Genomic DNA, 25,263 nt, shown 5'->3' on the forward strand with positions numbered 1-25,263 from the left:
TCGTATATCCCATCAATGCCGCAAAATCTTCCTGCTGATATTTTCTCCCGTCATGAACATCAAATCGCCGTGTCAAATAAGCGGCTTCATCATTACTGAAAAAGCAAAGCCTGTTGGCCGCCGTCTCTATTCCATATACTTGTGCCGCAATTTGCATGGTAAAATGCTCATTGGCCGCACAATAATCCCGGTTTAGTATATGGTAACTGCTGGGACACGGCTTTAATATATATGCTCCCTGCTCGCCTTCCTGTGTATAACGAAGATACGATTCCTGTTCATCAACAATGACCGAATACTTGGGCTGTACGCCCGACAATGAGATGCGCTTTGCATTCCGTATGGCTTCATTGGCTTCTTCACTGTTTGTCGAAGGGCTTGGCACTCTCAGATAATGAGACACCGCTTTATCGTCAAACATTTTTTTTCGTGCGGCAAGAGAATAAGTATCGAATCCCTCGGCCAATGTCGAAGGACAAACCGTCAAAGTCATCATGGCAATACAGGGTTAGTGGTTACGGCACCTATGGTATCATAGCGGGCTGTGGCCAGCAGTATGCCAAAGTCATCTTCGGCATCGATGTGCAACAATTGGGATTGCAGTTTCCGGTTTTCACCTTCCGACAACATATTAAAGAAGAACGGGAATAAGACCGTTGACCGATACGGCTCTTCACGTAATGGAAGAGTCAAGCTGACCGATGGATAATCCTCTTTTTCCAAATAAGAAGAATCATAGGTGAATGTATATTCTCCATTATCCTCTTCCGTGCAAATAAACTTCACATCGTCTCATTTCAATTAACAGTTAAATTCAACTTTTCAATCCGATAGTCATTTGAAGCCCAAGCGTGTCAAGAATGGAAAGCAGTGTCTCCAATTTAGGATTTCCTTCTCCACGCTCGATGGCCACCAACGTATTGATGCCCACACCTGCCAGCTCGGAGAGTTCCAGCTGATTGACCTTCAAACTCTTTCTACGCTCTTTAATAATCTTTCCTATCTCTTTCATATTCACAATACATTGTGATTTTTCGACAAAAATACCAATTTAAAACATTAAAAGCAAATAAAATCACAATGTATTGTGATTTTATTTGCTTTTAATTCAAGAAAAGACAAGGCAACTATAATCATTATATTTATATAGATTAACATCATATATTCAAGTTAATCTATACATTTACATGGATTATTTGTATATTTGCAAAAAAGGAACAACCATGTGGCATGAAATGAGCAATCCGGCTGTGCTGATGAGAATCGGCCAACGCATCAAAGAGACACGTATCAGGCAGCGTATCACGCAGGAAGAACTGGCAACGGCTTCCGGTGTAAGCCCCTTGACCGTTGCGAACATCGAGAAGGGCAAATCGGTATCGCTGCTGTTGTTCATCAGCGTACTCCGCTCGCTCGGCCTGCTGGAGAACCTGGAGCAACTGGTACCGGAAATCCGGGTCAGCCCGATAGAGCTCAAAAAACTGCAAGGGAAGAAACGCTACCGTGTACGCCATTTAAAACAAGATAACCATGAATGATTTGATAGTAGATGTAAAGCTGTGGGGAGAAAGCGTAGGCTCTCTCTATTGGGAAAAGGAAAGCAATGCCGCCTTGTTCGACTATGAACGGAAGTTCATCCGCTCCGGTCTTGACATTTCTCCCATCATCATGCCCATCGACCAATACAGGAACACACCCTACCGGTTCCTTGAAAACCGCACCGACTGTTTCAAGGGGTTGCCCGGACTGTTTGCCGATTCACTGCCGGATACTTTTGGAAACCAGATCATCAATGAATGGTTTGCCAGCAAGGGATTGTCCAGAGAAGAGATAACCCCTTTAGACAGGCTTTGCTATGTAGGCAAACGTGGCATGGGCGCACTGGAGTTTGAGCCGTCCTCGCCAATCAACGGCATGAACGAATCATCGGTCCTCCATATCGAGGAACTGACGGAGCTTGCCCAATTCGTATTCACAGATAGGATGGCTTTTCAGACCCAACTGCGCCAGGAAGGAAGAAACATACTGGATATACTGAAGGTGGGAACATCAGCCGGAGGTGCCAAGCCCAAGGCCATCATCGCCTATAACGATATTACCGGAGAGGTACGCTCCGGGCAGGTAAAAGCCCCTGAAGGATTCGGGTATTGGCTGCTGAAATTTGATGGCGGCAAATACAGCGAACACACGCAGATAACGGACAATCCACAAGGAATAGGAAACATCGAATATGCCTATCACCGAATGGCAAAAGCCTGTGGTATCGATATGATGGAATGTCGGTTACTTCAGGAAAAAGAGTCATGCCATTTTATGACACGCCGTTTTGACCGTATGGAAAACGGAGAGAAGATTCATGTACAGACATTGGCCGGGCTTGCCCACTATGACCGTGACCAGCGCCATTCATACGAAGAGATATTCCGCATCATGAGGCAAATGAACCTGCCTTATCCCAGCCAAGAGGAGCTTTACCGAAGAATGGTGTTCAACGTCATGGGCCGGAACCATGACGACCATAGCAAGAACTTCTCTTTCCTGATGGATAGACAAGGGAAGTGGAAACTGTCACCGGCATACGACCTCTGCTACTCATACACACCGGGCGGCAAATGGACGAACCGCCACCAACTGTCACTCAACGGCAAACAAGACAATTTCACGATGGAAGATCTGCAAAAGGTGGGTGAGAACATGGGTATCCGGGAACACAAACAGATTATCGAAAAGGTACAGGAAACCGTATCGCATTGGCATGAGACTGCCAAGGATTGCGGGGTCAAACCGGAACACGCCGACTTTATCGGAAAAAACCTGCTCTTGTTCGGCAGGCAACTGCATACCATCCAAATGCCGGACATTGCCAACGAACAAGAGCAGGCTTTCATGAAGGCTATGTGGAATGATGACTTCAACGCCATCCTGGAACTGAAGATGAAAGGATATCAGCCATCGGAGAAGGTACTGAAAATCCTCCAGCCGGATATATCCGCCACCACCTTCATCGCTGCCGCCAAAATCTTCCAAATGGAGGAAGTGCTAAAAAGCATTCAGGACATAAAGCCCGCACAAAGCCCGATTATAGGCGGCAATAAGCGAAGCATGGAATTGGGGGATTAGCACACAAACGACATCTCGCAACATTCAATATAATAGTAAATATATTAATTATTATCTATTATATTTTGATTTAACAGTTAATATATTTACCTTTGTGATATGACAACGAATCACATCACCCAAGCCATGGCCAATCCGGAAATCATAGCGGAACTGGGCAGGCGATTTAAGGAATACAGACTAACCTATAGGTTCACCCAAAAAGAGGCTGCCGAGAAAGCCGGTGTCAGCCTTATCACCTTGCGCCAGTTTGAGAACGGGAAGGCCTATAACATCAATATGGGCAACTTTCTTGCCCTGCTGCGAGTAGTGGACTGTCTGGAACAGATGGACGACCTGCTGCCGGAAATACCTGTTTCAGCCTATACTATGGAACAAATAATGAATAAAAAGCCGAAAAGGATAAGACATGGAAAATAATGTTGTGAGTGTTATGTTATGGGGGGAAGAAGTCGGAAAGCTCTATTGGGACGAAAGGAGCAAAAGAGCCGTCTTCAACTATCATCCGGACTTCATCAAGAAAGGAGTGGAAATCGCCCCACTGACCGCTTCTGTCAAAGGATCGACGGCAAAGGGTATGCCCATACTCGGAAACAGAGAAAAGATTTATCAAGGTCTTCCACCGTTCTTGGCAGATTCATTGCCTGACCGGTGGGGTAACATGGTCTTCGACCAATGGGCGGCACAAAACCATATCCCCAAGCGCAAACTCACGCCGGTAGATAAACTGTCTTTCATCGGAAAACGGGGAATGGGAGCCTTTGAGTTCATTCCGGCCACACCGGGATTGGAATCCTCTTCTACTCTCCAGATAGAGAGTTTATACCAACTGGCACGCCGTATCTTTGAGGAACGGGAGGAAATATCCGTGCAAGATGATGAAGCACTGCAACTGCAAAGTATCTATGAGATAGGGACATCAGCCGGAGGACAGCACCCGAAAGCCATCATCGCCATCAATGAAACGACACATGATATACGTTCCGGCCAAGTTCCTTTGCCGGAGGGCTATACCTACTACATATTGAAGTTTGCAGAAGGGGACGATTTTCCGTTCACGCAAATGGAAATGGTATATTATGAGTTGGCAAAAGAAGCCGGGATTACGATGATGCCTTCCCGACTCATTCAAATTGAGGGGAAACATCACTTCCTGACGGAGCGTTACGATAGGATAAACGGAGAGAAGATACATACACAGACGCTCGCTGCCATGAATCCGGACGCAACAAGCTATGAGGATTTGTTTGAAGTCTGCCGAAAGCTGAGCATCCCGGCAAGTGAGCAATCTGAACTGTACCGCCGGATGGTATTCAATGTCATGGGTGGCAACGTGGATGACCACATCAAGAATTTCTCTTTCCTGATGGAAAGAAACGGCACATGGCACATCACCCCTGCATACGACATGACATTCACCACCAATTTAGACGGTGCGGCCTATGAAAACGTACACTCTATGAATATTTCGGGAAAAGACAACGGCATCACGGAAGATGACCTCTTGCAATTTGCCCGACAAAACGGAATAAAGAATGCGAAAAGAATAATCGAGGAAGTCAGCCTTGCCATCAGCCATTTCTACGATTATGCCACCAATTATCAAATCGATGAGTATTGGAAAGACCGCATCGAAGAGCATCTTTCCGGCTTGGTATCTCCGCTCATAGGGGAAACCATGAAGCACTACCTGCCCACCATCGTTGAACCCTACGAAACAGAGGATGGCTTTCTAGTATCAGAAATCAACATCATCGAAAACACCCGGCATGATTTCCGTATCGAGGCAGTCATCAACGGAAAGCGACAAAAATACATCGCCGGGCGTAAAAGCGATTTGGCTGCTGAAATCATAGCCAAAGGAAGAAACAAAATGACCGTTGAGAACAAGAAAGAACTTCTGGAACGGTTGTTGCTCCCTTTGACTAGAAGGTGAACTACCGCTAAACTAAAGATTTAGCGGCTTCGGAGATACCAATACCTCCTCTCTTTTCCTGCTTCTTCCTGCCATTGCTTTTTAGGACACGAGGTCGGTCATCCACAAGAGGACAGTCCACAGGCTTGACTTTCCCACGCTCCGTGGGTAGGGCTTTCAAGCCAAATTCTTTGATGTTGCAAGCGGCATTGAAGTCCCGGTCGTGATGCGTGCCACATTCCGGACAAGTCCAGTTTCGCTCGTTCAATTTCAATCCTTTATACACATAGCCGCATTTGCCGCAGGTCTTCGAGCTTGGGACAAAGCGGTCTATCTTGATGAGATTCACACCATACCAGCGGCACTTGTATTCAAGCAGCATCAGGAATATCCCGAAAGATGCGTCACCTACGGCTTGCGCCAAATGGTGGTTATGCTGCATACCCTTCACGTTCAAATCCTCCATGCAGAGGGTACGCACTTGGCTGTCGTGCGTGAGTGCGTGGGTGATTTTATGAAGGTTATCCTCACGGCAGTTAGCAATACGCTCCTGCAACCGAGCTACACGGATGCGAGCCTCGTTGCGGTTGGCAGAACCTTTCTGTTTGCGGCTCAACCGCTTTTGTAACAGCTTCAAGCGGTCAAGGCTTCTCTGCAAGTTCTTCGGGTTGTCAAACGTGCGTCCGTCAGAACATACAGCGAGTGATTTGATTCCTAAGTCAATGCCCAAAGTCGTATTGCCCTGTATCGCTGATGCCGGAAGTTCTTGAATGGTCGTATCAACCAATACGGAAGCAAAGTATTTTCCCGAAGGTGTCATGCTGATGGTAACGGTCTTCACCATACCCTTGAACTTGCGGTGCGGTACGGCAGAAATATCTTTGGCTTTCGGTATGGTGAGTGTCCCTTTTTCAAAATCCACACGGCAATGCTGGGGGCAAAGAAAACTCTGCCTGTCCCTGCGGCTCTTGAAACGTGGTTTATCCTGTGTTATTTCCGTGCAATTCGTTTCGTAAACCATAACTTCCGTTTTTAAGTTCAACATTCCGTTTACCCCTTAATCAATTCAGGCAATCCTTTACCGTCGTACCGGTTTTCAGCCCTTTATCCAGCTGCACGGTCAACCCACGAACATTCACCTCTTGAATTTGAGAAAGAAGCACATACCCCCATTCCCATTCTTGAATATGGCAATAGCCGAAAAAGAGCCAGTCACCGTCTTCCTGCTGTTCAGCTTCCGTTACCAACCATACCGCCGAAGAGAAAGGAAGAAAAAATCTCGCTATAACTTCCGCATTAAGCCCCTGCCCCTCTTTTGAATACAAAGGGTTGGCTTCAAACACATTCTTTAGTTGTTCTGTCACTGTAATCATACGTCACATTTTTAATGGGTTAAACTTCTAATTTTATGCTTCAGCTAGATTTAAAGACCTTTTTTTAAACCCCCTTTCCGGGATAGCCTTTTCTTTCTGCCGACTTTTTTTTGAGCTTTCATGCCCCATCTGAGTTAATGAGCCTTTTTTTTACGGCACGCATCAATAAGGAAGGAGGGATTTAGAAAAGTTTTGGACGACAAAAAATGTTGGGGACAGCGAAGCCGTCCGGCGTTATTTTTTTCAGGACAAAGGGCGAAGACCGGAACTCTTTCATATCCATCCACCGACATAAATTTGCCGTTCAAAAACAAAGGGTCTCAGATGGAGCTATGAAAAAGCACACAAGAGGAGGCAGAAAACAAGGAAAAGGGAAGAACGGAAATAAAAAAAGAGTAAAATCCAACCTTATTTACACTGATATATAATAGCTAAGTATTTCGCCGTATTGATACAAACCCAACTATAATCAAAATTAAACAGATGTCTAATTTATTGGTTATTAACCATATAATACACCAAAATATTTATTTTGGAGAATATATAATATTAATTAAACAAAAAATGGCATCATTGAAAATAAAGTATCGACATTCCTCTATAGAAGGAAAAGCGGGAACCTTGTTCTATCAAGTAATTCATAATCGTGTAGCAAGACAGATAAATTCAGGATACAAGATTTATCCTGATGAGTGGGATATTTTCAACTCCCAAATAATCATACCGGCAAAGACCGGAGAAAACCGACACCGGTATTTGGTTTCTTTAAAAAAATGTATAAAAGAAGATACCTCACGTCTAAAAGATATCATGATAAGATTTGAGAATCTTGGATACAAATATACAGCAGACGAAATCATTGAATATTATTCCGCTCCTCCTGTAAACGAATACTTTGTGTCTTTTTGTGAGAATCTCATTGAACAACTGAGACAAATAGGGAAAATGCGCACCACCGAAACTTATACCACTACACTCAATAGCTTCAAGCGATTCATGCACTCCCGAAAGAGAGACAGGGACATCCCTTTCGACAACGTAGACTCCAATCTGATGATAGAATATGAACAATATCTAAAATCTCAGGACATTTGTCCGAACAGTACTTCTTATTACATGAGAAATCTCAGGGCCATGTATAACCGTGCCGTAGAGAAAGAATTGGTCATACAGCGATATCCGTTTAAACATGTATATACAGGCATAGATAAAACTATAAAACGGGCGGTTCCGGCCAAAATTATCCGGCAGATACGCGATATGGATTTAAGCCACGATTCCTCTTTGGAATATGCAAGAGACCTATTTATGTTCAGTTTTTATACTCGGGGAATGTCATTTATAGATATGGCTTATCTAAAGAAAAGTAATCTGCAAAACGGTTTTTTATCATATCGCAGAAAAAAGACCAACCAACAGCTACTAATCAAATGGGAAAAGCCCATGCAAGAAATCATAGATAAATACGACACCATGGGTTCTTCCTATCTGTTGCCGATCATTCTCGACGCAGAAGCGGACGAACGGAAGCAATACAAGAGTGCAGCCCAGCTGGTGAATTCAAAACTAAAGAAATTGGGAGAACAAATCGGTCTTCCTATTCCGCTGACGAGTTACGTGGCGAAACACAATGCTTTTGCTATCTAACTGAAAATTAAACAGTTCTCTTGTTGTTTTTATTTAATAGGTAACTATTTAGAAACGAGCGAAATTCAGCGGCTTGTTTCATCTTGCATACATTCAAAGGACGTTTTTGTTATGCAAAAAAAGGTTTTCAAGTGAGAAAAACAAAATATCCTTAGGCTTTATTTATTAAAAACTACCAGTAATGGGGGGCTGGAAAACAATCCTCCTTTTGAAGATATTTCTCTTCTTTTATGTACATATCCGCGTATGCTTTGCGGAACAAATGTCTTTTTCTATTATTAATATTCATCATTTCCTTTTTTGCCAAACGCATCTTACTATCAGGTCTGTCCTTTTTTCTATAGTTGTGTCCCTGGCATAAGACTGTCCTGCCGGGTTACGGGTATGGAAGTGTTCCTCTTCCCCTTTGTCTGGCGGTTGCATCTCAAAGGTTCATCCCGGGCAAGGCAGCCGGTAACACAAGCAGGGCGGTCCGTCGGAGTCCACGTAATAATTTCACATTTTCTGTGTTTCTTTCTGTAAGGCTTCCTTCAGCGTCTGCTTGTCCAGTGTTTTCTGTTTCGACATGAGCAGCTGCAGGGCGCAACGGCGCACCACGTTGGTTATGGAAGGAAAGGTAAAAATAATAAAAGAATTGATTCGCTTCAATAAAAATCCAGTTTTTTTCATATCGGACATTATACCTTTGTTGTTTCGGGTATATTAAAAGGCGTGCCATAAGAAACTTTACAAAAGTATTAGGACACAAAATCAATCTTTTCTATGCAGATATATGCTGAACTGATTAACCCAAAGGTCGGAGAAGATACGGACAAAATTTTCGATAAGATTAGTTTCATATATCGCTTAGCTAATTAGAAATGTATTCTACATAGAGATACACTTGGCACAAAAAACATCGTAAGATATATAACTTGATGCAATCCTTTCCGCACAGCCATGCAAGCGTCGGAACAAACAGGCGGGATATTTGACGTAACTTGTGCACCGCTTATCAACCTGTGGGGATTTGGCTTTACAAAGTTTGACAGCATCACTCCGCAACTCGTAGACAGTATCCGCCACTTTGTAGGCTTCCGAAAAGTGCGTTTACAGGGCAACCGTGTGATGAAAGACGATCCCCGCATCCTGCTCAATTTCTCGGTGCTCGGCGGCGGTACTATCTGTAACATAATCGCGTGTTTGTTCGACCGCAAAGGCATATCGAACTATATGATAGACATCGGCGGCGAAATGATAGCGAAAGGAAAGAACCCGCAAGGGTGGAATTGGTGCATTGGCATTGTCAGACCGAAGGATGACAGTACCGGAACAAACTCCGAGCTTGAACAAATTGTGCAACTGTCGGAACGGCTGGGACTCGCAACTTCCGGCAACTACCGTAATTTCTATCTGAAAGATGGAAGGAAATACGCTCATGCCATCAATCCGATAACAGGATATCCGGTTCAAAAGGATATATTGAGTGCTACAATTATTGCCCATCAGTGCATGCTTGCTGATGCCTATGCAACGGCCTTTATGACGTTGGGGAGCCGCAAAGCCCGTCAGTTGTAGAAAGAGCATCCGGAAATTGACAATTTCATTATCTATACGGACAGTTGCGGAAACTACCGGACAGAGTACTCGCCGCGAATGAAAAGGTATCTGGCAGATTAATGTTTTCTATATTCCTGCGGAGTAGAGCCGGTGAACCGTTTAAAGAATTGGGTGAAGAACGCCGTATTTTCAAATCCCAGCGAATGGGCCATCTCCTTTACGAACATATACGCAATTACTTCGGCGTGAAAGTGACAAAGGGAGTCGCTTTCCAGTTTATGGTGAACAACCTGTTGAGCAAGGAGTGCGGCTATCGTTCGATAACATTCATGGTGAAATTGGATATTACTTTTTAACAGTAGAAGGATAATAACCAGGAGCCGTAATGGAGAGATTACTTTCGTTACGACTCCTTTCGCATGCCGTCTGCATGATTTTAACGTCTCAACTCTCTTATTCACAGTCGTTAGACCATGTGTGGCCATGTGTATCGCATTCCACATCATTGTAGAAAAAATGCCCATCAGACATTTGCATTATGCAATATGAATAATTCATAAGGGTCTGTTTTACAGCAATATGATAAATATCCATTTATTTGGCACGGTGATTGTCTATTCTTTAGCGTAAGACGATAAGATGTTTAACAATTTAATAATTAGCATTATGAAAAAGGTATTGTTTGCAGTAGCACTGGTAATGGGATTAGGTAGTTCAGTAGCATTCGCTAACAACATGGCATCAGATGTTGAAATCGTTGCAATGGTGAACGAGTTTAAACCGATTGATATAAAGGAACTCCCGCAGGCAGTTCAGGACGCCATCAAGAAAGACTATGCTGAATCCACCATTAAGGAAGCAGCCGTAGAAGTGGCAGAAGATGGCGTAAAGACTTATAAAGTAACTTTGGTTGATGCCGTCGGAACCGAAAGCGTTGTGTTTTTCAACGAAAAAGGTGAAATGCTGAAATAATTCTGAATGGTTATTTAGGATAACAGTTACATTTGCACATAAAATAAACAAGGCTGTCTCAAATAAACTTTGGGATGGCCTTTTTTGTGTCTGCAAAAAATCGGGTAAGCCCTAACTTCGCTCAGCCAGAACTTGCCCATCTCCCTAATTTTTTTGTATCTTAGGGCATCAAGTAAGATATCCCAAAGATAATGTTTAAAAGTTACACATCCAACGATAATCTGCTTTTACCTCCATGTTTAGGCGATTTTATTCCCCGGAACGATCCGGTCCGGGTTGTTCACCGCATCATTGAACAGATAAACCTTGAAGCACTTTACCGTAAGTATTCCCCTAAAGGCTGTTCTGCGTACCACCCACGCATGATGCTTCAGATTCTTGTCTATGCATTTGCGTAATATCTATTCCAGCCGTCGCATAGAAGAGTTCTGTCGTAATGACATACGCTTCATGTGGCTTACCGGCAATGTAACTCCTGACCATAATACCATCAACCGTTTCCGCAGCAGCCGGCTAAAGGATGTGCTGAAGACGATATTTGCAACCATTGTAAAGTTTCTCGTGGCGGAAGGTTTTGTAAGTCTGGATGTGGCCTGTACTGACGGGACGAAGATGGAGGTGAACGCCAACCGTTATACGTTCGTCTGGGGGGCAAATCTATACATACCCGCATATCCAGAATCGCGGAACAGCTTGAGGAGATATGGCAATACGCCGAGTCCCTCACCAAGCAGGAACTGCGTGATTCCGCTCCGGTTGCCTATCAGGATATCACCCCGGAGAAAGTGGAAAAGGCACTCGGGCAGATAGATGATGCCCTGAATGGAGTGGATGCTGACAAGAAGATGAAAGCGAAGGTAAGACGTGTAAGGAAGTCATGGCCTGAACAGCTCAAGAAATATGAATCGCAGGGAAAGATACTTGACGGACGTAACAGCTACTCAAAGACAGACAATGATGCTACTTTCATGCGCATGAAAGATGACCATATGAAGAACAGACAACTCAAACCCGGATACAATCCCCAGTTCAGTACCAATAAACAGTTCATTCTGAACTATACCATCCATCAGTGTTGGGCGATACCTCCACCTATCCTCTGCATATGGATGATTTCCATTCCCTCTACGGCAGATACCCTGACGTGTCTGTCTGTGATGCCGGATACGGAAGTGAAGAGAACTATCTGTATGCTTTCAGACATGGCATTGAAACCTTTATAAAGTACAATTATTTTCATAACGAAGAAACCGACGGCATGTATTGTCCTACGGGACAGAGAATGGAAAGACTCTCCGATGCAAGGCGGGTAACAAACAACGGTTTTGTGCAGACCATATCAAGATACAAGGCACGTAACTATAAGGGCTGCCCGTTAAGATGCCGGTGCTACAGAAGCCGCTCGGAAAGGATTGTACAGGTAAATCACCGTCTGAGGAAAATCAAGGAAAGAGAACGTGAAAAGCTACTCTCTGATGAAGGTCTGAAATATCGCAGTCAGCGACCACAGGATGTGGAAGCCGTATTTGGAAACCTCAAGAACAACAAGCACTTCAAGAGGTTCCATCTTCGTGGATTTAAGAAGGTTGAAATTGAGTTCGCCCTGCTAGCCATAGCATATAATCTTGCAAAAGTAGCCTCTTAGGAGGCTTATGGCAACGAAAAAGCAGTTTGAAAGGATGAAATCTTCAAAAGTAAGTTTGTAAACACCTCTTTTGAGACAGCCTCTCCTTTTTTAGTAAATTTGTATCTGTCTAATTTTTAAGCCCCTATATCCATACTCAATCTAACCAAACATCGCATGAAGTGGTACTGCTTCATCCAAATGCAACTGATAGGCACGTTCGTACATTATTTTGTGCTTGATTGTATCGTTATATCCATTGCAGCCATTATCTGTAGTCCATTTGTATCCATGACCCATTACAGACAGGCGTTGTTCAGTATGACTTATTTTTCCTCCCTGGTGTTTTTTATGGAGTATGCATTGTGCATTTTGCGGCACCGGCCAAATATCCGGATAGAGGCATAAACCGTGCACGATGGAAATATATTTTTTCATTCTACGGTTTGTGGGCTCCGTGACCATTTTCCCTTATATGTTAACCTATATGTATTGGGATACGAATATTGTCCATGCCATTATCCTCCTTTACATTTTTATTATTGTCAAATAGATAAGATACTCACGGAAGAGTGGGTTATGGCCTATACTGCCTGCGGCATCATGGTCTGTTTTTCTGCTTGTACTATATAGAGCTTAATGTACAGCTTGAGGATTTCAAAAAAATTGTGACGGGCTTTGGCAGGCAGTAATTCTAAGACTTTTAATGAAGAAAAATTAAGCCACCCCTTAAAAAAGGAGATATTTCCTTTGAAAGAATTCATTTCTTTTATTACATTTGTATTAGTCTTTTAAAAATAGAAGATTTATAGTAAAGCGTTAAGGCATTATCCAAGTTCAGGAAATCCCCAATTTCGAAACAACAATTGGATAATACATTGGACGCTCCACGTACTATTTATATAGATTTTTGTTATATATAGGCGTGGGGCTTTGTGTATTATATGTTGTTGAGTATGGGGATACTTCTGAACGGTAATACCAAAGTTCCCACGCTTAACTTTATATAAACACAACTCCAGGAACAGGGTTGGCTTATTATAAACATTATGAAAGCAACTTGTTTTAAAAGCGAGACAACTGTCTCCAACGACTTCCCCCCTTCGTTTGTTACTGTCTTTTGTGGAATATTCTATCCTTTCATTTCCATCCTGTCTCTTTCGGGACATACCGTTCATTATCATAATCATACAAATTACATGCCAAGACACTTTTCTGCCTTCTCCTTCTATGGTACTAGATAATAGTAACTCCCCCTGTCACACAGAGGAAGAACTTTGGTTGCAGGTACTTTCTCTATCAAGAGAGTTGCAGGACTGTAAAGCTAGTCTGCACCATAATACTTTGGACTGTATTTCCGATAAGATTGAAGGAATAGAAAGAGAACTGGATATCTTATTGGATATTCTGCAAGGAAGACAAGACAAAAAGACACCATAGCACTATTTTTTGTGACAATTTGTCTATGCGGATAAGTATCCTATTATTTAAGCCTCGTTTAAGAATTCCGTTTTATGGGTTACCCACAATCGAATGGAATTTTTATATACAGGGAATAACACATAATATTAGTAATGGATTTTCAATATTCAGAGTGATAATGGATAAACGAATAGAAAACGCCATGAATGAGTTGATCAATACAGAAATATGGTCAACCGGTTTATACCTGTCATTGCAGGTCTATTTTGAAGATGAACGGCTTCCAATACTTAGCTCCTGGCTAAACTCCCAAGCACAGGACAATATGAACAAGGTTTATCAGATGATGAATCGGATATGCCATGATGGAGGATGTGTTGCAATCAATGAAATGAAACGGGATACACATGAATGGACAACGCCATTGAATGCCCTGAATGAATTGCTTGAACACGAGCAGTACATATCATGTCAGGTAAACACATTTCTCATATTATGCCGGAATGTGAACATGTCCTTCCATTCTTTCATCAGCGGGCTGTATGCAGACCGTATATATGTAAGTACGGTATTTATGGAATTATTACGTATCCTCGCCAAGGAAAACGAACGGAGACTACCTTATTTTTGACGGTATGGATTTAAGATTGATATTCTGCAAAATTTAATATTGCAGAATGCTATCTGGTATGTTTTTTGCGATATAATAATCGACAATAAAATATATGTCATCATGGATATATTTGTATATATAACATTGTGTTTCACTTCGCTATTCACCTTGATGGACCCGCTTGGAGTGATGCCGGTATTCCTGCAAATGACTGATGGAATGGATACGAAAGAACGCAGATGTATCGCCTTGAAAGCATGTACCATTGCATTTATCATATTAGTCCTTTTTACATTATCGGGCAGGTTCCTGTTTCATTTTTTCGGCATCTCAACAGACGGATTCCGGATTGTGGGAGGTATCATCATCTTTAAAATCGGATATGATATGTTGCAGGCACATTTCACCCATGTGAAACTGAATGAAACTGAACGAAAAGAATATTCCAAAGATATAACCATCACACCTCTTGCCATTCCGATGTTATGCGGTCCGGGAGCGATTTCCAGTGGAATAACATTGATGGAAGATGCTTCGGAATATACTTTCAAAATAGTATTGCTTGGCGTAATCGCTTTGGTCTGCATTCTTTCATTCTTTATTCTGTGCGCGTCCACCCAGCTTTTAAAAATCTTGGGAGAGACGGGAAACAATGTAATGATGAGACTGATGGGACTTATTCTGATGGTGATCGCCGTGGAATGTTTTATCAGCGGGATACGTCCGGTATTAATTGAAATTTTGAAACAAGCCCATGCTTGTTCTTAAAGAAGAGAGATAATTTGGATTTATTATTAACATTAAAAGTTTGATTCGTCATGACTGAAAAATTGCAAAATGCCCTGAATGAGCAAATCACAGCAGAATTATGGTCTGCCAACCTGTATTTATCGATGTCTTTTTATCTGGAAAGAGAGGGCTTTTCCGGAATGGCTCGCTGGATGCAGAAACAATCTGCAGAAGAGATCGGGCATGCATATGCCATTGCTGAGTACATGATTAAGCGTGAGGCAACCCCGAAAGTGGACAAGGTCGATGTGGTTCCACAAGGTTGGGGTAACCCTGTTGAAGTATTCGAACATGCTTTGGAGCATGAAAAACATGTTTCCAAACTGATTGATGAATTGGTACAGGTAGCATCCGAAGAGAAAGACAATGCCACTCAGAACTTCTTGTGGCAATTTGTTCGTGAGCAGGTAGAAGAAGAAGCGAATGTACTCAATATTGTTAGTCGGCTAAGGAAAGTCGGAGACAGTGCTATCCTTTTTATGGATGCAAAACTGGGTGAACGGGAGTCATAAACCAGAATAATCAATAAAAATAAATAAGATGAAAATAGTAGATTTATTGGGAGGACAGGCTGAGTACTACCTGAACCATACATGTAAGACGATAGACAAACAACTTATCCATATTCCGGGACCGGATATGATAGATAAGGTATGGATGAATTCCGACAGGAATATACGCACCTTGGAGAGCCTGCAAGCCCTGTACGGGCACGGGCGTTTGGCCAATACCGGGTATGTCTCCATCCTGCCGGTGGATCAGGGGATAGAACATTCTGCAGGAGCGTCTTTCGCCCCCAATCCGCTTTATTTCGATCCCGAAAACATCATAAAGCTGGCCATTGAAGGAGGATGCAACGCCGTGGCATCCACATTCGGAGTTCTGGGAGCTGTGGCACGTAAGTACGCCCATAAGATTCCTTTCATCGTGAAGTTGAACCATAACGAGCTGTTGACTTATCCGAACTGCTACGACCAGGTAATGTTCGGTACGGTAAAAGAGGCATGGAACATGGGTGCTGTAGCTGTCGGCGCTACCATTTATTTCGGTTCGGAACAAAGCCGCCGCCAGATAGTGGAAGTGTCACAGGCTTTTGAATATGCCCACGAACTGGGAATGGCTACTATTTTATGGTGCTATTTGAGAAACAGCAGCTTCAAAAAGGATGAAACCGACTATCATGCCGCTGCCGATTTAACAGGACAAGCCAACCATATCGGGGTTACCATCAAAGCCGATATCGTGAAGCAGAAGCTCCCATCCAATAACGGCGGTTTCAAGGCTATCGGATTCGGAAAGACAAACGAGCGTATGTATTCGGAACTGACCACTGACCATCCGATAGACCTTTGTCGTTATCAGGTGGCGAATGGCTATATGGGACGTGTCGGATTGATCAACTCGGGCGGGGAATCCCATGGGGAATCCGACCTGCATGATGCCGTCGTAACGGCAGTAGTAAACAAGCGTGCAGGTGGTATGGGGCTGATCAGCGGTCGTAAGGCTTTCCAGAAACCGATGAAAGACGGAGTTCAACTTCTGAACACCATTCAGGACGTATATCTGGATTCTTCAATAACCATTGCATAAAGGAGAAGTATCCATGAAAAGAATAGTGTTATTACGTCATGGCGAAAGCCTATGGAACAAAGAAAACCGTTTTACCGGATGGACGGACGTGGATTTAAGCGAGAAAGGAGTCGAAGAAGCCTGCAAGGCAGGCGATGCATTACGGGAGGCCGGATTTTCTTTTGAGGCAGCTTACACTTCTTACTTGAAACGTGCCGTAAAAACGTTGAACTGTGTCCTGGACCGGCTGGATGAAGACTGGATTCCGGTTGAAAAGACCTGGCGGCTGAACGAGAAGCATTACGGCATGCTTCAAGGACTGAATAAGAGTGAGACGACGGTCCAATATGGTGAAGAACAAGTACACATCTGGCGAAGAAGCTATGACGTGGCTCCCGCTCCGGTAGGCAAAGATGATCCCCGTAATCCGGGCATGGATATCCGCTATGCCGGTGTGCCAGATAGGGAACTTCCCCGTACGGAATCCCTGAAAGATGCTATTGGGCGTGTCATGCCTTACTGGGAATGCATCATCTTTCCCGCATTGATGTATAAGGACAGCCTGCTGGTAGTCGCCCATGGCAACAGCCTGCGCGGAATCATCAAGCATCTCAAAGGGATTTCCGATACGGATATTTCCAACCTGAACCTGCCTACGGCGGTTCCTTATGTCTTTGAATTTGACGACAGGCTGGTTCTTGTCAAGGACTACTACCTTGGAAACCCGGAAGAGATACGGAAACGGACAAAGGCTGTAGCCGAACAAGGTATGATCAGACGATAAAAGTCAGTCAATCAGACTGGATTGTATTGTCTTTTTGAATATTTTATTTATTAACAATTTAAAAAAGGAGGTAAAAATGGTACCTGTAAAAACAAACTCAAACTGGTTGCCGAGTATTTTTAACGATTTCTTCGAGAATGAGTGGCTGGCAAAAACGGGAGTTACGGCTCCTGCCATCAATGTCATTGAGAATGACAAGGACTACAAGGTTGAAATGGCGGCTCCCGGAATGACAAAGGATGATTTCAAGGTGAATGTTGACGAGAACAACAACCTGACAATCTGCATGGAAAAGAAAGAAGAGAAGAAGGAGGAGAAGAAAGACAAGAAGTATCTCCGCCGCGAATTCTCATATTCCAAGTTCCAGCAGACCATCCTGCTGCCTGAAAATGTGGAGAAGGATAAGATCTCCGCAAAAGTCGAACACGGGATTCTGTCCATTGAAATCCCGAAAATGAAGGAGGAAGAAAAACAAAAAACTTCCAAGGCTATCGAGGTTAAATAATTCCAGATCTGGAATGTCGTAAGGTCGGACAGGCTTTTCTTGTTCGGAAAAGCCGTCCGACCTTTAACAGACACTTCCGGAACAGGGAACCGGCACAACCGATGAAGGAATTCAATTTTGAAAAAGAACTACTTGGCGTACAGGACGAACTGTTCCGTTTTGCGTACAAACTGACAGCTAACAGGGAGAAGGCGGAAGACCTGCTGCAGGATACCCTGCTCAAGGCAATGCTTCACAAAGAAAGTTACAACAAGAACACGAATTTAAAGGGTGGCTGTTTATCATCATGCGCAACACGTTTATCAACGGTTACCGGGCGGAGGTCGGTCATACCCGCCTGTACATATCTCCGATCCTGCATATTATTCCCGGATCATGGACGAGTCCCGTACAGAGGAGGTGGACAAGAACTATGACCTGGAAAAGATACGTAATGCCATCAAAAGTGTACCGGAGTCACATTTCATACCTTTTGAGATGTACCTGTCAGGATTCAAATACCGTGAGATAGCGGAAAGAACCGGCGTGAGTTTGGGAACTATAAAGAGCCGTATTTTTCACTGCCGGAAAAAACTGAAAGCTATATTGGCAGAATGAAACAAAACAAGAACTGAGATAGATGAAAAAAGATGAATATATAGGAATTCTGACTTCCGGAGGGGACGCTTCCGGAATGAACGCGGCTATCCGTGCCGTGACCCGCGCCGCTATTTTTAACGGATTTAAAGTGAAAGGAATTTATAGAGGTTACGAGGGGCTGATTGCCGGTGAAGTGAAAGAACTCACTACGGAAGACGTAAGCAGCATTATCCAGAGGGGAGGTACCATACTGAAAACAGCCCGCTCCGAGACTTTCACCACTCCCGAAGGACGCAAGAAAGCTTATGAGATCATACAGAAAGAGAACATCAATGCATTGATAATTATCGGTGGAGACGGTTCCCTGACGGGAGCCCGGATCTTTGCGGAGGAGTATGATGTGACGTGCATAGGATTGCCCGGCACCATTGACAATGATCTGTACGGCACCGATTTTACCATAGGATATGATACGGCCCTGAACACCATCGTGGAGTGTGTGGACAAAATCCGGGATACGGCCACCTCGCACGACCGCATTTTCTTTGTCGAGGTGATGGGGCGTGATGCGGGCTTCCTGGCACAAAACAGCGCAATAGCTTCCGGTGCTGAAGCGGCCATCATTCCGGAAGACCGGACGGATGCGGATCAGCTGGAGACTTTTATCGGACGCGGATTCAGAAAGACGAAAAACAGCAGCATCGTAATTGTGACCGAAAGTCCTGAAAACAAGAATGGAGGTGCCATGTATTACGCCGACCGGGTAAAGAAGGAATATCCCGGGTATGATGTCAGGGTTTCTATCCTGGGCCATCTGCAACGGGGTGGCGCTCCGAGTGCCAATGACCGCATACTGGCAAGCCGGCTGGGTGAAGCCGCAATTCAGGCTTTAATGGAAGACCAGCGGAATGTTATGATAGGCATACGGAACAACGAGATTGTTTATGTTCCTTTTGTCCAGGCAATCAAAAAGGACAAGACTATTGACAAAAGCCTGATCCGGGTCCTTAACGAATTATCGATATAAAATAACCGTCAACATGTCAGAAGTTGCTCCCTTAATATCGGATCTTGCCATAATTCTGATTATTGCCGGTATTGTAACCGTCATTTTTAAGTGGCTGAAGCAACCGGTCATATTGGGTTACATTGTAGCCGGTATTATGGCGGGCCCTTCCGTTTCCCTGGTCCCGACTGTTTCCGATCCTGCCAATATCAAAATATGGGCGGACATCGGTGTCATTTTTCTGCTGTTCGCGATGGGACTGGACTTTTCGTTCAAGAAATTGATAAATGTGGGCATTACGGCTATCGTTGCCACTGTCACTATTGTATGTGGCATGATGTTCATAGGCTATACAGCGGGGAATGCAATGGGGTTCTCCCACATGAGCAGTATTTTTCTGGGTGGAATGTTGTCCATGTCGTCCACGGCCATCGTATTCAAGGCCTTCAATGACATGGGACTTCTCCAACAGAAATTCACTGGCATTGTCTTGGGGATTCTTGTTATCGAAGATCTGGTGGCGGTAGTGATGATGGTTGTTCTTTCCACGTTGGCGGTAGGCAAACATTTTGAAGGGAAGGAGATGCTGGAAAGTATATTGAAGCTGGCCGCTTTCCTGATTTTCTGGTCGGCATTGGGCATCTATCTGATACCTACCCTGCTGAAGAAGATACGCCGTTTCACCAGCAACGAGATTTTATTGATAACCTCTCTGGGACTTTGCCTGGGAATGGTGATGATTGCGACAAAAGCGGGATTTTCTGCCGCATTGGGAGCCTTTGTCATGGGGTCCCTGCTGGCAGAGACCGTTGAAGCGGAAAAAATCGCACATATCGTACAGCCGGTAAAAGACCTGTTCGCTTCCATATTTTTCGTGTCGGTGGGAATGATGATCGATCCTGCCATGATGTGGGAATATGCCGTTCCTATTCTCATCCTGACATTGCTGGTACTGTCCGGCCAGGTCGTGTTCGGGAGCTTTGGTGTCCTGCTTTCCGGCCAGCCGTTGAAAATTGCCATACAATCCGGCTTTTCACTGACACAGGTCGGTGAGTTCGCATTCATCATCGCATCTTTAGGCGTCAGTCTGAATGTCACGGACAAGTATCTCTATCCGGTCATAGTGGCCGTATCTGTCATAACGACTTTTCTTACCCCCTATATGATACGGCTTTCGGAACCGGCATACCGGTTTATAGACATCCACATGCCTGGATTCCTGAAAGATTATCTCGTACACTATACGTCCGGGGCAATGACTGTAAAACACCAGGGTACTTGGCATAAACTGATCCGGTCTATGCTGGTGTCTGTCACACTCTATCTGGTCGTATGCGTTTTTTTCATCACTTTATATTTTTCCTATGTGCATCCTTTGATTAGGAAAAGTCTGCCGGGAATGGAAGGGAACTTGTTGGGCTTCATCATCATCTTTCTTGTCATATCCCCGTTTCTATGGGCCATCATCATGAAAAAGAACAATTCAACCGAGTTCCGTAAACTCTGGACGGACAACAAGTTCAACAGAGGGCCTTTGGTATCAATAGTACTTGTCAAAATACTGATCTGCACGATTATCATGATGAGTATCATTACCCATCTTTTCAATGTTGCCTTGGGAGCCGGGCTGGTAGTCTCTTCCATTATCATTGCCGTCATTTATTTTTCCAAGCGGATCAAGAAACGGTCGCTGACTATAGAGAGACAATTTATGGCAAACTTTCAGGGGACGGACGGGAATGGACTTTCTACAGAAAGTGATACAGGCTCCACCCTTGGCTGCAATATCCCGTTCAAGGAATTACATTTGGCGGATTTCACAGTATCCCCTGATTCCATATATGTGGGCAGAACATTAAAAGAAAGCAGCCTGCGCACCTTGTTTCAGATAAATGTGATTTCAATCACCCGTGGAGAAAAACGCCTGGATATACCACAAGGGGAAGAGCATCTCTATCCATATGACAAGGTTACGGTCGTAGGTACGGACCGGCAGTTGGAAAGCTTCCGGACATCCATGGAGCAAAAGAAGGTAGAAAGGAACGGGAACGGAACATCCTCGCAGGATGAGATGGAAATAGGGCAATTTCCTGTCGAAGGAGGTTCACCATTGATCGGAAAGACGATCCGGGAGGCGGACATATCGGATAGCGTCATTATCGGAATAGAGAGGAGTACCGCGAGTATTATGAATCCAGACCCTGATACAATTTTCAAGGAGAATGATACGGTATGGATTGTCGGTAAACGAAAAATAATAAAAGGACTGAATAAAGATTAGGACTTATTTAATATAAAATGTCATGGAATATTCAAGTTATAATGTAAATACCCCTCAATGGAGGGAGATTACAGTAGGTTCACATCTTCCTGCAGAACTGCGGGAACTTGCAGAAATCGCACATAATCTCTGGTGGACATGGAATGATGACGCAAAGAAACTGTATTGTGATTTGGACCCGGGACTTTGGAAAGAGGTGGAACAGAATCCGGTATTGTTTCTGGAGCGGATGAATTATGAGAAGCTGGTAGCGCTGGCACATGATGAGAACTTTGTCTATAAAATGGATGCCGTCTATTCCGCCTTCAAAAAATACGTCGATGTGGAACCGGACCACCAGCGCCCGTCAATAGCTTATTTCAGCATGGAATACGGCGTGGATGAAGTCCTTAAGATATATTCCGGCGGTTTGGGAATGTTGGCGGGGGATTACCTGAAAGAGGCGTCGGACAGCAATGTGGACCTTTGTGCCATAGGACTTTTGTACCGTTACGGTTATTTTGACCAGTCGCTTTCCATGGACGGCCAGCAGACAGTCAATTATAAAGCGCAGAATTTCGGGCAGCTCCCGATTGAAAAGGTAATGCAACCGGATGGGAAACAACTGGTAATCCACGTCCCCTATGCCGACAGTTTTGTGGTACATGCCAATGTTTGGAAAGCCAGTGTGGGGCGTATCCCCCTTTATCTGCTGGATACGGACAATGAACTCAACAGCGAGTTTGACCGCCCTATCACTCACCATCTGTATGGAGGTGACTGGGAGAATCGGCTAAAACAGGAAATTCTGCTTGGCATAGGCGGGATGATGACGCTGAAAGCTTTGGGTATAACGAAGGATGTATATCACTGTAATGAGGGGCATGCCGCATTGATCAATATCCAGCGGCTTTGTGATTACATAAATGGCGGCTTGAATTTTGGGCAGGCCATGGAGCTGGTACGTGCTTCCTCACTTTATACCGTACATACTCCCGTACCCGCTGGTCATGATTATTTTGACGAAGGGCTTTTCAATAAATATATGAAGGGATATCCTGGCAAGTTGGGTATAACCTGGGATAACCTGATGGATCTCGGGCGTCACAATCCGGGAGACAAGGAGGAACGTTTCTGCATGTCTGTCTTCGCCTGCAAGACCTGCCAGGAGGTAAACGGCGTCAGCAAGTTACATAAATCGGTATCCCAGCAAATGTTTGCGCCGATCTGGAAGGGATACTTCCCGGAAGAGAACCATGTGGGTTATGTAACCAACGGGGTACATCTGCCTACCTGGTGTGCGGCAGAATGGAAAAAGCTTTTCAAGGACAATTTTGATGAGAACTTTTTCTGTGACCAGTCCAATCAGAAAATCTGGGAGGCTGTCTATGGCGTCCCAGATGAAGAGATATGGAATACCCGGTTAAAACAGAAAGCAAAATTGCTGGACTATATCAAAAGCAAATGCAGCAAGGACTGGCTCAGGAGTCAGGTTGATCCGGCATTGAGCGTTTCCATTTTTGAGAGATTCAATCCCGATGCCCTTCTAATAGGTTTCGGACGCCGTTTTGCTACATATAAGAGGGCTCATCTTCTGTTCACGGATATAGACCGACTTGCTAGGATCGTGAATAATCCGAAATATCCGGTACAGTTCATCTTTGCAGGCAAAGCCCATCCCAATGACGGTGCCGGGCAGGGACTGATCAAGCAAATCATGGAAATATCCCGGCGCCCGGAATTTTTAGGTAAAATCATATTCTTGGAGAATTACGACATGGACCTGGCGCGCCATCTTATCTCGGGGGTGGATATCTGGATGAATACCCCTACGCGGTTGGCAGAAGCTTCGGGTACGTCGGGCGAGAAGGCATTGATGAACGGTGTGCTTAATTTCTCCGTGCTGGACGGTTGGTGGTATGAAGGATACCGCAAGGATGCCGGATGGGCACTGACCGATAAAAGTACTTATCAGAATGAACAGTACCAAAACCAGCTGGATGCCGAAGCCATCTATTATTTGTTGGAGCATGACATCCTGCCACTATATTACGAGCATGGGGGGAAGAACTATTCGGGAAACTGGGTCAAGTATATCAAGAACTCAATCGCACAAATCGCTCCCCATTTTACCATGAAAAGACAGTTGGACGACTACTATGACAGGTTCTATAACAAGCTGTCAGAGCATTTCCATATTCTGGCAGCCGACAACTTTGCGAAGGCGAAAATGATGGCTGACTGGAAAGCAAACGTCCGGAGCAGATGGGATGCCATAGAAATCAAATCCATAGAGGCTGGGAATGGGCTGAATGCCACGGTTGAAGCCGGAAAGGAATATGAGGTGACGGTTGTCGTTGATGAGAAAGGCCTGGATGACGCAATCGGAATAGAATCGGTCATTATCAGGCATGAAGGCGGTCAGGATCACATATATGAGGTAATTCCCCTTTCGTCGGTTTCCAAGAATGGGAATTTATATACCTTTAAGGCGACATCCGGCATTTTCAACGCCGGAAGCTTCAAGCAGGCCTTCCGTATGTATCCCAAGAATGCTTTGTTACCTCACCGGCAAGATTTCTGTTATGTACGATGGTTTTAATGAACAGTAAAAGGATATGCAAAAACAACGTATGAGCGGGCAAAATCAAAAAACAGATAAACGGATAGCATGGCCGATCATCATCATGGACTTCACGGGAGTGTATGACTACGAGGCGTTTGCCCGGAACAATAAGTTTATATGGCTGGACTGTCGTCATCTTTATGGTACAGAGGGCTACTGTGACAGGGATGGTACTTTGGCTTTGAAGCGGATGATTGCTGATTATCCGGCGGAGGGAGTCCATTTCATCGATTCAGGCAATTATCATTATTTGACTAAATTCTGGACAGACAAACTCGAAACTCCGTTCTCGCTGATTGTGTTCGACCACCATCCCGATATGCAGCCACCGTTGTTTGACAACATACTTTCTTGCGGAAGTTGGGTAAAGGATATATTGGACCATAACAACAACTGCAAGAAAGTAATTATCGTAGGTGCTTCAGACAAACTGATACAGGCTGTGCCGAAAGGATATGAAAGACAAGTCCGGTTTTACAGTGAAACTACGCTCATGCACGAAGAGGGTTGGCAGGACTTTTCTTCCGGACATATCAACGGGCCGGTTTACATTTCCATAGACAAGGATGTCTTGAATCCGGCTTCGGCAGCAACAAACTGGGATCAAGGTTCTCTCAGCTTATGGGAATTGGAGAAACTGCTGGCTGTTATTCTTCAGAAAGAACAGGTAGTGGGCATTGACATCTGTGGGGAATGCTCCACAACACTCAATCTTTTTGAAGAAAAACGGGAAACCATCATGGATAGCCGGGCAAACAAAGAATTGCTCAGACTTATCCGGTCATCCTCCGGTCTTCAATAGAATTAGTTTTTTTGTTATTATAATAGAGTTTATATTGAATAATTGATTAAGGCGTTCTTTGACTTATCTTTGTGGTCTAAAAAGTTCAATTGATGTATTACGACAAGATTCGCCACCG

The 25,263-nt window shown here is 44.2% G+C and carries 26 protein-coding genes and 3 pseudogenes; 22 read left to right on the top strand and 7 right to left on the bottom strand.

Annotated features, from left to right (window positions below; translation table 11 throughout):
* The 3 genes from HMPREF0999_RS21175 to HMPREF0999_RS21185 all read right to left on the bottom strand — a co-directional run.
* The coding region (locus HMPREF0999_RS21175) for a HipA domain-containing protein (protein ID WP_009276861.1) at positions 1 to 496 on the bottom strand (496 nt) is incomplete at its 3' end.
* Positions 493 to 786 (bottom strand): HipA N-terminal domain-containing protein, encoded by a 294-nt coding sequence (locus HMPREF0999_RS21180; RefSeq protein WP_009276862.1) that lies wholly within the window; start codon positions 784 to 786, stop codon positions 493 to 495. The genes HMPREF0999_RS21175 and HMPREF0999_RS21180, both read right to left, overlap by 4 nt.
* A gap of 28 nt (positions 787 to 814) precedes the next feature.
* Positions 815 to 1,012: a helix-turn-helix domain-containing protein gene (locus HMPREF0999_RS21185; protein WP_010185730.1), complete on the bottom strand. Its 198-nt coding sequence runs from the start codon at positions 1,010 to 1,012 to the stop codon at positions 815 to 817.
* Positions 1,013 to 1,187: 175 nt separating this feature from the next.
* Here HMPREF0999_RS21185 and HMPREF0999_RS21190 point away from each other — a divergent pair, with 175 nt between their 5' ends.
* The 4 genes from HMPREF0999_RS21190 (at position 1,188) to HMPREF0999_RS21205 (ending at position 5,056) form a co-directional block, all read left to right on the top strand.
* Positions 1,188 to 1,538, top strand: a complete 351-nt coding sequence (locus tag HMPREF0999_RS21190; protein ID WP_009276864.1) for a helix-turn-helix transcriptional regulator — start codon at positions 1,188 to 1,190, stop codon at positions 1,536 to 1,538.
* Entirely contained in the window at positions 1,531 to 3,120 is a 1,590-nt protein-coding gene (locus HMPREF0999_RS21195) for a type II toxin-antitoxin system HipA family toxin (protein WP_009276865.1), read from the top strand. Before HMPREF0999_RS21190 ends, HMPREF0999_RS21195 begins: the two co-directional genes overlap by 8 nt.
* Positions 3,121 to 3,219: 99 nt before the next feature.
* Positions 3,220 to 3,540 carry a helix-turn-helix domain-containing protein gene (locus tag HMPREF0999_RS21200; RefSeq protein ID WP_007844677.1) on the top strand — a complete coding sequence of 107 codons (321 nt, stop codon included), beginning with the start codon at positions 3,220 to 3,222 and terminating at the stop codon, positions 3,538 to 3,540.
* Positions 3,530 to 5,056: a type II toxin-antitoxin system HipA family toxin gene (locus HMPREF0999_RS21205; RefSeq protein ID WP_009276866.1), complete on the top strand. Its 1,527-nt coding sequence runs from the start codon at positions 3,530 to 3,532 to the stop codon at positions 5,054 to 5,056. Before HMPREF0999_RS21200 ends, HMPREF0999_RS21205 begins: the two co-directional genes overlap by 11 nt.
* Before the next feature lie 7 nt (positions 5,057 to 5,063).
* On the opposite strand, the gene HMPREF0999_RS21210 is transcribed toward HMPREF0999_RS21205, so the two are convergent.
* Positions 5,064 to 6,056: an RNA-guided endonuclease TnpB family protein gene (locus tag HMPREF0999_RS21210; RefSeq protein WP_157261311.1), complete on the bottom strand. Its 993-nt coding sequence runs from the start codon at positions 6,054 to 6,056 to the stop codon at positions 5,064 to 5,066.
* A gap of 40 nt (positions 6,057 to 6,096) precedes the next feature.
* Positions 6,097 to 6,408 (bottom strand): DUF2958 domain-containing protein, encoded by a 312-nt coding sequence (locus HMPREF0999_RS21215; RefSeq protein WP_009276868.1) that lies wholly within the window; start codon positions 6,406 to 6,408, stop codon positions 6,097 to 6,099.
* A gap of 564 nt (positions 6,409 to 6,972) precedes the next feature.
* Between HMPREF0999_RS21215 and HMPREF0999_RS21225 the strand changes: the two genes are divergently transcribed.
* Entirely contained in the window at positions 6,973 to 8,055 is a 1,083-nt protein-coding gene (locus HMPREF0999_RS21225) for a tyrosine-type recombinase/integrase (RefSeq protein ID WP_009276869.1), read from the top strand.
* A gap of 495 nt (positions 8,056 to 8,550) precedes the next feature.
* Here HMPREF0999_RS21225 and HMPREF0999_RS23060 read toward each other — a convergent pair whose 3' ends face one another.
* Positions 8,551 to 8,724 (bottom strand): hypothetical protein, encoded by a 174-nt coding sequence (locus tag HMPREF0999_RS23060; RefSeq protein WP_005859435.1) that lies wholly within the window; start codon positions 8,722 to 8,724, stop codon positions 8,551 to 8,553.
* Between HMPREF0999_RS23060 and HMPREF0999_RS23065 the strand changes: the two are divergent.
* The 5 genes and pseudogenes from HMPREF0999_RS23065 to HMPREF0999_RS22560 form a co-directional block, all read left to right on the top strand.
* A pseudogene (locus HMPREF0999_RS23065) lies at positions 8,722 to 8,913 on the top strand (site-specific integrase); the annotation flags it as partial. The gene HMPREF0999_RS23060 and the pseudogene HMPREF0999_RS23065 overlap by 3 nt on opposite strands.
* 81 nt (positions 8,914 to 8,994) lie before the next feature.
* A complete protein-coding gene (locus HMPREF0999_RS21235; protein WP_005825771.1) occupies positions 8,995 to 9,612 on the top strand; it encodes an FAD:protein FMN transferase in 618 nt (205 codons plus the stop codon).
* Positions 9,613 to 9,713: 101 nt separating this feature from the next.
* On the top strand, positions 9,714 to 9,950 hold the full coding sequence (locus HMPREF0999_RS23360; protein ID WP_010185707.1) for a hypothetical protein: 237 nt from the start codon (positions 9,714 to 9,716) through the stop codon (positions 9,948 to 9,950).
* A gap of 310 nt (positions 9,951 to 10,260) precedes the next feature.
* Positions 10,261 to 10,566: a hypothetical protein gene (locus HMPREF0999_RS21245; RefSeq protein ID WP_005859437.1), complete on the top strand. Its 306-nt coding sequence runs from the start codon at positions 10,261 to 10,263 to the stop codon at positions 10,564 to 10,566.
* Between the two features lie 191 nt (positions 10,567 to 10,757).
* Positions 10,758 to 12,211: pseudogene (locus HMPREF0999_RS22560) on the top strand (IS1182 family transposase).
* A gap of 141 nt (positions 12,212 to 12,352) precedes the next feature.
* On the opposite strand, the gene HMPREF0999_RS21255 reads toward HMPREF0999_RS22560, so the two are convergent.
* Entirely contained in the window at positions 12,353 to 12,628 is a 276-nt protein-coding gene (locus HMPREF0999_RS21255; RefSeq protein WP_151881457.1) for a hypothetical protein, read from the bottom strand.
* A gap of 792 nt (positions 12,629 to 13,420) precedes the next feature.
* On the opposite strand from HMPREF0999_RS21255, the gene HMPREF0999_RS23280 reads away from it, so the two are divergent.
* From HMPREF0999_RS23280 to HMPREF0999_RS21320, 12 genes and pseudogenes are all read left to right on the top strand, one after another.
* Positions 13,421 to 13,630, top strand: a complete 210-nt coding sequence (locus HMPREF0999_RS23280; RefSeq protein WP_005654431.1) for a hypothetical protein — start codon at positions 13,421 to 13,423, stop codon at positions 13,628 to 13,630.
* Between the two features lie 184 nt (positions 13,631 to 13,814).
* Positions 13,815 to 14,243, top strand: coding sequence for a ferritin-like domain-containing protein (locus tag HMPREF0999_RS21270; RefSeq protein WP_005851954.1), 429 nt, complete (start codon positions 13,815 to 13,817; stop codon positions 14,241 to 14,243).
* A 102-nt stretch (positions 14,244 to 14,345) separates the two neighbouring features.
* The gene (locus HMPREF0999_RS21275) at positions 14,346 to 14,993 is read left to right on the top strand and encodes a MarC family protein (RefSeq protein WP_005851956.1); all 648 of its coding nucleotides are present in this window, start codon (positions 14,346 to 14,348) and stop codon (positions 14,991 to 14,993) included.
* 50 nt (positions 14,994 to 15,043) lie between these two features.
* Positions 15,044 to 15,526, top strand: a complete 483-nt coding sequence (locus HMPREF0999_RS21280) for a ferritin (protein WP_009276872.1) — start codon at positions 15,044 to 15,046, stop codon at positions 15,524 to 15,526.
* Positions 15,527 to 15,554: 28 nt separating this feature from the next.
* Positions 15,555 to 16,604, top strand: a complete 1,050-nt coding sequence (locus tag HMPREF0999_RS21285) for a class I fructose-bisphosphate aldolase (RefSeq protein WP_009276873.1) — start codon at positions 15,555 to 15,557, stop codon at positions 16,602 to 16,604.
* A 13-nt stretch (positions 16,605 to 16,617) separates the two neighbouring features.
* Positions 16,618 to 17,367 (top strand): 2,3-diphosphoglycerate-dependent phosphoglycerate mutase, encoded by a 750-nt coding sequence (gene gpmA, locus HMPREF0999_RS21290; RefSeq protein ID WP_005825796.1) that lies wholly within the window; start codon positions 16,618 to 16,620, stop codon positions 17,365 to 17,367.
* A 76-nt stretch (positions 17,368 to 17,443) separates the two neighbouring features.
* Positions 17,444 to 17,872 carry an Hsp20/alpha crystallin family protein gene (locus HMPREF0999_RS21295; protein WP_005851963.1) on the top strand — a complete coding sequence of 143 codons (429 nt, stop codon included), beginning with the start codon at positions 17,444 to 17,446 and terminating at the stop codon, positions 17,870 to 17,872.
* 101 nt (positions 17,873 to 17,973) lie between these two features.
* Positions 17,974 to 18,469: pseudogene (locus HMPREF0999_RS21300) on the top strand (RNA polymerase sigma factor).
* 22 nt (positions 18,470 to 18,491) lie between these two features.
* Entirely contained in the window at positions 18,492 to 19,478 is a 987-nt protein-coding gene (gene pfkA, locus HMPREF0999_RS21305; RefSeq protein ID WP_009276875.1) for a 6-phosphofructokinase, read from the top strand.
* Between the two features lie 13 nt (positions 19,479 to 19,491).
* Positions 19,492 to 21,738: a cation:proton antiporter gene (locus tag HMPREF0999_RS21310; RefSeq protein WP_009276876.1), complete on the top strand. Its 2,247-nt coding sequence runs from the start codon at positions 19,492 to 19,494 to the stop codon at positions 21,736 to 21,738.
* 22 nt (positions 21,739 to 21,760) lie between these two features.
* Positions 21,761 to 24,319, top strand: coding sequence for an alpha-glucan family phosphorylase (gene glgP / locus HMPREF0999_RS21315; protein ID WP_009276877.1), 2,559 nt, complete (start codon positions 21,761 to 21,763; stop codon positions 24,317 to 24,319).
* A 16-nt stretch (positions 24,320 to 24,335) separates the two neighbouring features.
* The gene (locus tag HMPREF0999_RS21320) at positions 24,336 to 25,145 is read left to right on the top strand and encodes an arginase family protein (RefSeq protein WP_010185983.1); all 810 of its coding nucleotides are present in this window, start codon (positions 24,336 to 24,338) and stop codon (positions 25,143 to 25,145) included.
* Positions 25,146 to 25,263: the final 118 nt, after the last annotated feature.

The organism is Parabacteroides sp. D25 (assembly GCF_000307475.1).
Lineage (GTDB): Bacteria > Bacteroidota > Bacteroidia > Bacteroidales > Tannerellaceae > Parabacteroides > Parabacteroides distasonis.

What these genes read in the sequence shown, in the direction of transcription:
- HMPREF0999_RS21185 (WP_010185730.1), bottom strand. Translation starts at nt 1,012, where the DNA reads ATGAAAGAGATAGGAAAGATTATTAAAGAGCGTAGAAAGAGTTTGAAG.
- HMPREF0999_RS21190 (WP_009276864.1), top strand. Translation starts at nt 1,188, where the DNA reads ATGGATTATTTGTATATTTGCAAAAAAGGAACAACCATGTGGCATGAA.
- HMPREF0999_RS21195 (WP_009276865.1), top strand. Translation starts at nt 1,531, where the DNA reads ATGAATGATTTGATAGTAGATGTAAAGCTGTGGGGAGAAAGCGTAGGC.
- HMPREF0999_RS21200 (WP_007844677.1), top strand. Translation starts at nt 3,220, where the DNA reads ATGACAACGAATCACATCACCCAAGCCATGGCCAATCCGGAAATCATA.
- HMPREF0999_RS21205 (WP_009276866.1), top strand. Translation starts at nt 3,530, where the DNA reads ATGGAAAATAATGTTGTGAGTGTTATGTTATGGGGGGAAGAAGTCGGA.
- HMPREF0999_RS21210 (WP_157261311.1), bottom strand. Translation starts at nt 6,056, where the DNA reads ATGGTTTACGAAACGAATTGCACGGAAATAACACAGGATAAACCACGT.
- HMPREF0999_RS21215 (WP_009276868.1), bottom strand. Translation starts at nt 6,408, where the DNA reads ATGATTACAGTGACAGAACAACTAAAGAATGTGTTTGAAGCCAACCCT.
- HMPREF0999_RS21225 (WP_009276869.1), top strand. Translation starts at nt 6,973, where the DNA reads ATGGCATCATTGAAAATAAAGTATCGACATTCCTCTATAGAAGGAAAA.
- HMPREF0999_RS23060 (WP_005859435.1), bottom strand. Translation starts at nt 8,724, where the DNA reads ATGAAAAAAACTGGATTTTTATTGAAGCGAATCAATTCTTTTATTATT.
- HMPREF0999_RS21235 (WP_005825771.1), top strand. Translation starts at nt 8,995, where the DNA reads ATGCAAGCGTCGGAACAAACAGGCGGGATATTTGACGTAACTTGTGCA.
- HMPREF0999_RS23360 (WP_010185707.1), top strand. Translation starts at nt 9,714, where the DNA reads ATGTTTTCTATATTCCTGCGGAGTAGAGCCGGTGAACCGTTTAAAGAA.
- HMPREF0999_RS21245 (WP_005859437.1), top strand. Translation starts at nt 10,261, where the DNA reads ATGAAAAAGGTATTGTTTGCAGTAGCACTGGTAATGGGATTAGGTAGT.
- HMPREF0999_RS21255 (WP_151881457.1), bottom strand. Translation starts at nt 12,628, where the DNA reads ATGAAAAAATATATTTCCATCGTGCACGGTTTATGCCTCTATCCGGAT.
- HMPREF0999_RS23280 (WP_005654431.1), top strand. Translation starts at nt 13,421, where the DNA reads ATGGTACTAGATAATAGTAACTCCCCCTGTCACACAGAGGAAGAACTT.
- HMPREF0999_RS21270 (WP_005851954.1), top strand. Translation starts at nt 13,815, where the DNA reads ATGAATGAGTTGATCAATACAGAAATATGGTCAACCGGTTTATACCTG.
- HMPREF0999_RS21275 (WP_005851956.1), top strand. Translation starts at nt 14,346, where the DNA reads ATGGATATATTTGTATATATAACATTGTGTTTCACTTCGCTATTCACC.
- HMPREF0999_RS21280 (WP_009276872.1), top strand. Translation starts at nt 15,044, where the DNA reads ATGACTGAAAAATTGCAAAATGCCCTGAATGAGCAAATCACAGCAGAA.
- HMPREF0999_RS21285 (WP_009276873.1), top strand. Translation starts at nt 15,555, where the DNA reads ATGAAAATAGTAGATTTATTGGGAGGACAGGCTGAGTACTACCTGAAC.
- gpmA (WP_005825796.1), top strand. Translation starts at nt 16,618, where the DNA reads ATGAAAAGAATAGTGTTATTACGTCATGGCGAAAGCCTATGGAACAAA.
- HMPREF0999_RS21295 (WP_005851963.1), top strand. Translation starts at nt 17,444, where the DNA reads ATGGTACCTGTAAAAACAAACTCAAACTGGTTGCCGAGTATTTTTAAC.
- pfkA (WP_009276875.1), top strand. Translation starts at nt 18,492, where the DNA reads ATGAAAAAAGATGAATATATAGGAATTCTGACTTCCGGAGGGGACGCT.
- HMPREF0999_RS21310 (WP_009276876.1), top strand. Translation starts at nt 19,492, where the DNA reads ATGTCAGAAGTTGCTCCCTTAATATCGGATCTTGCCATAATTCTGATT.
- glgP (WP_009276877.1), top strand. Translation starts at nt 21,761, where the DNA reads ATGGAATATTCAAGTTATAATGTAAATACCCCTCAATGGAGGGAGATT.
- HMPREF0999_RS21320 (WP_010185983.1), top strand. Translation starts at nt 24,336, where the DNA reads ATGCAAAAACAACGTATGAGCGGGCAAAATCAAAAAACAGATAAACGG.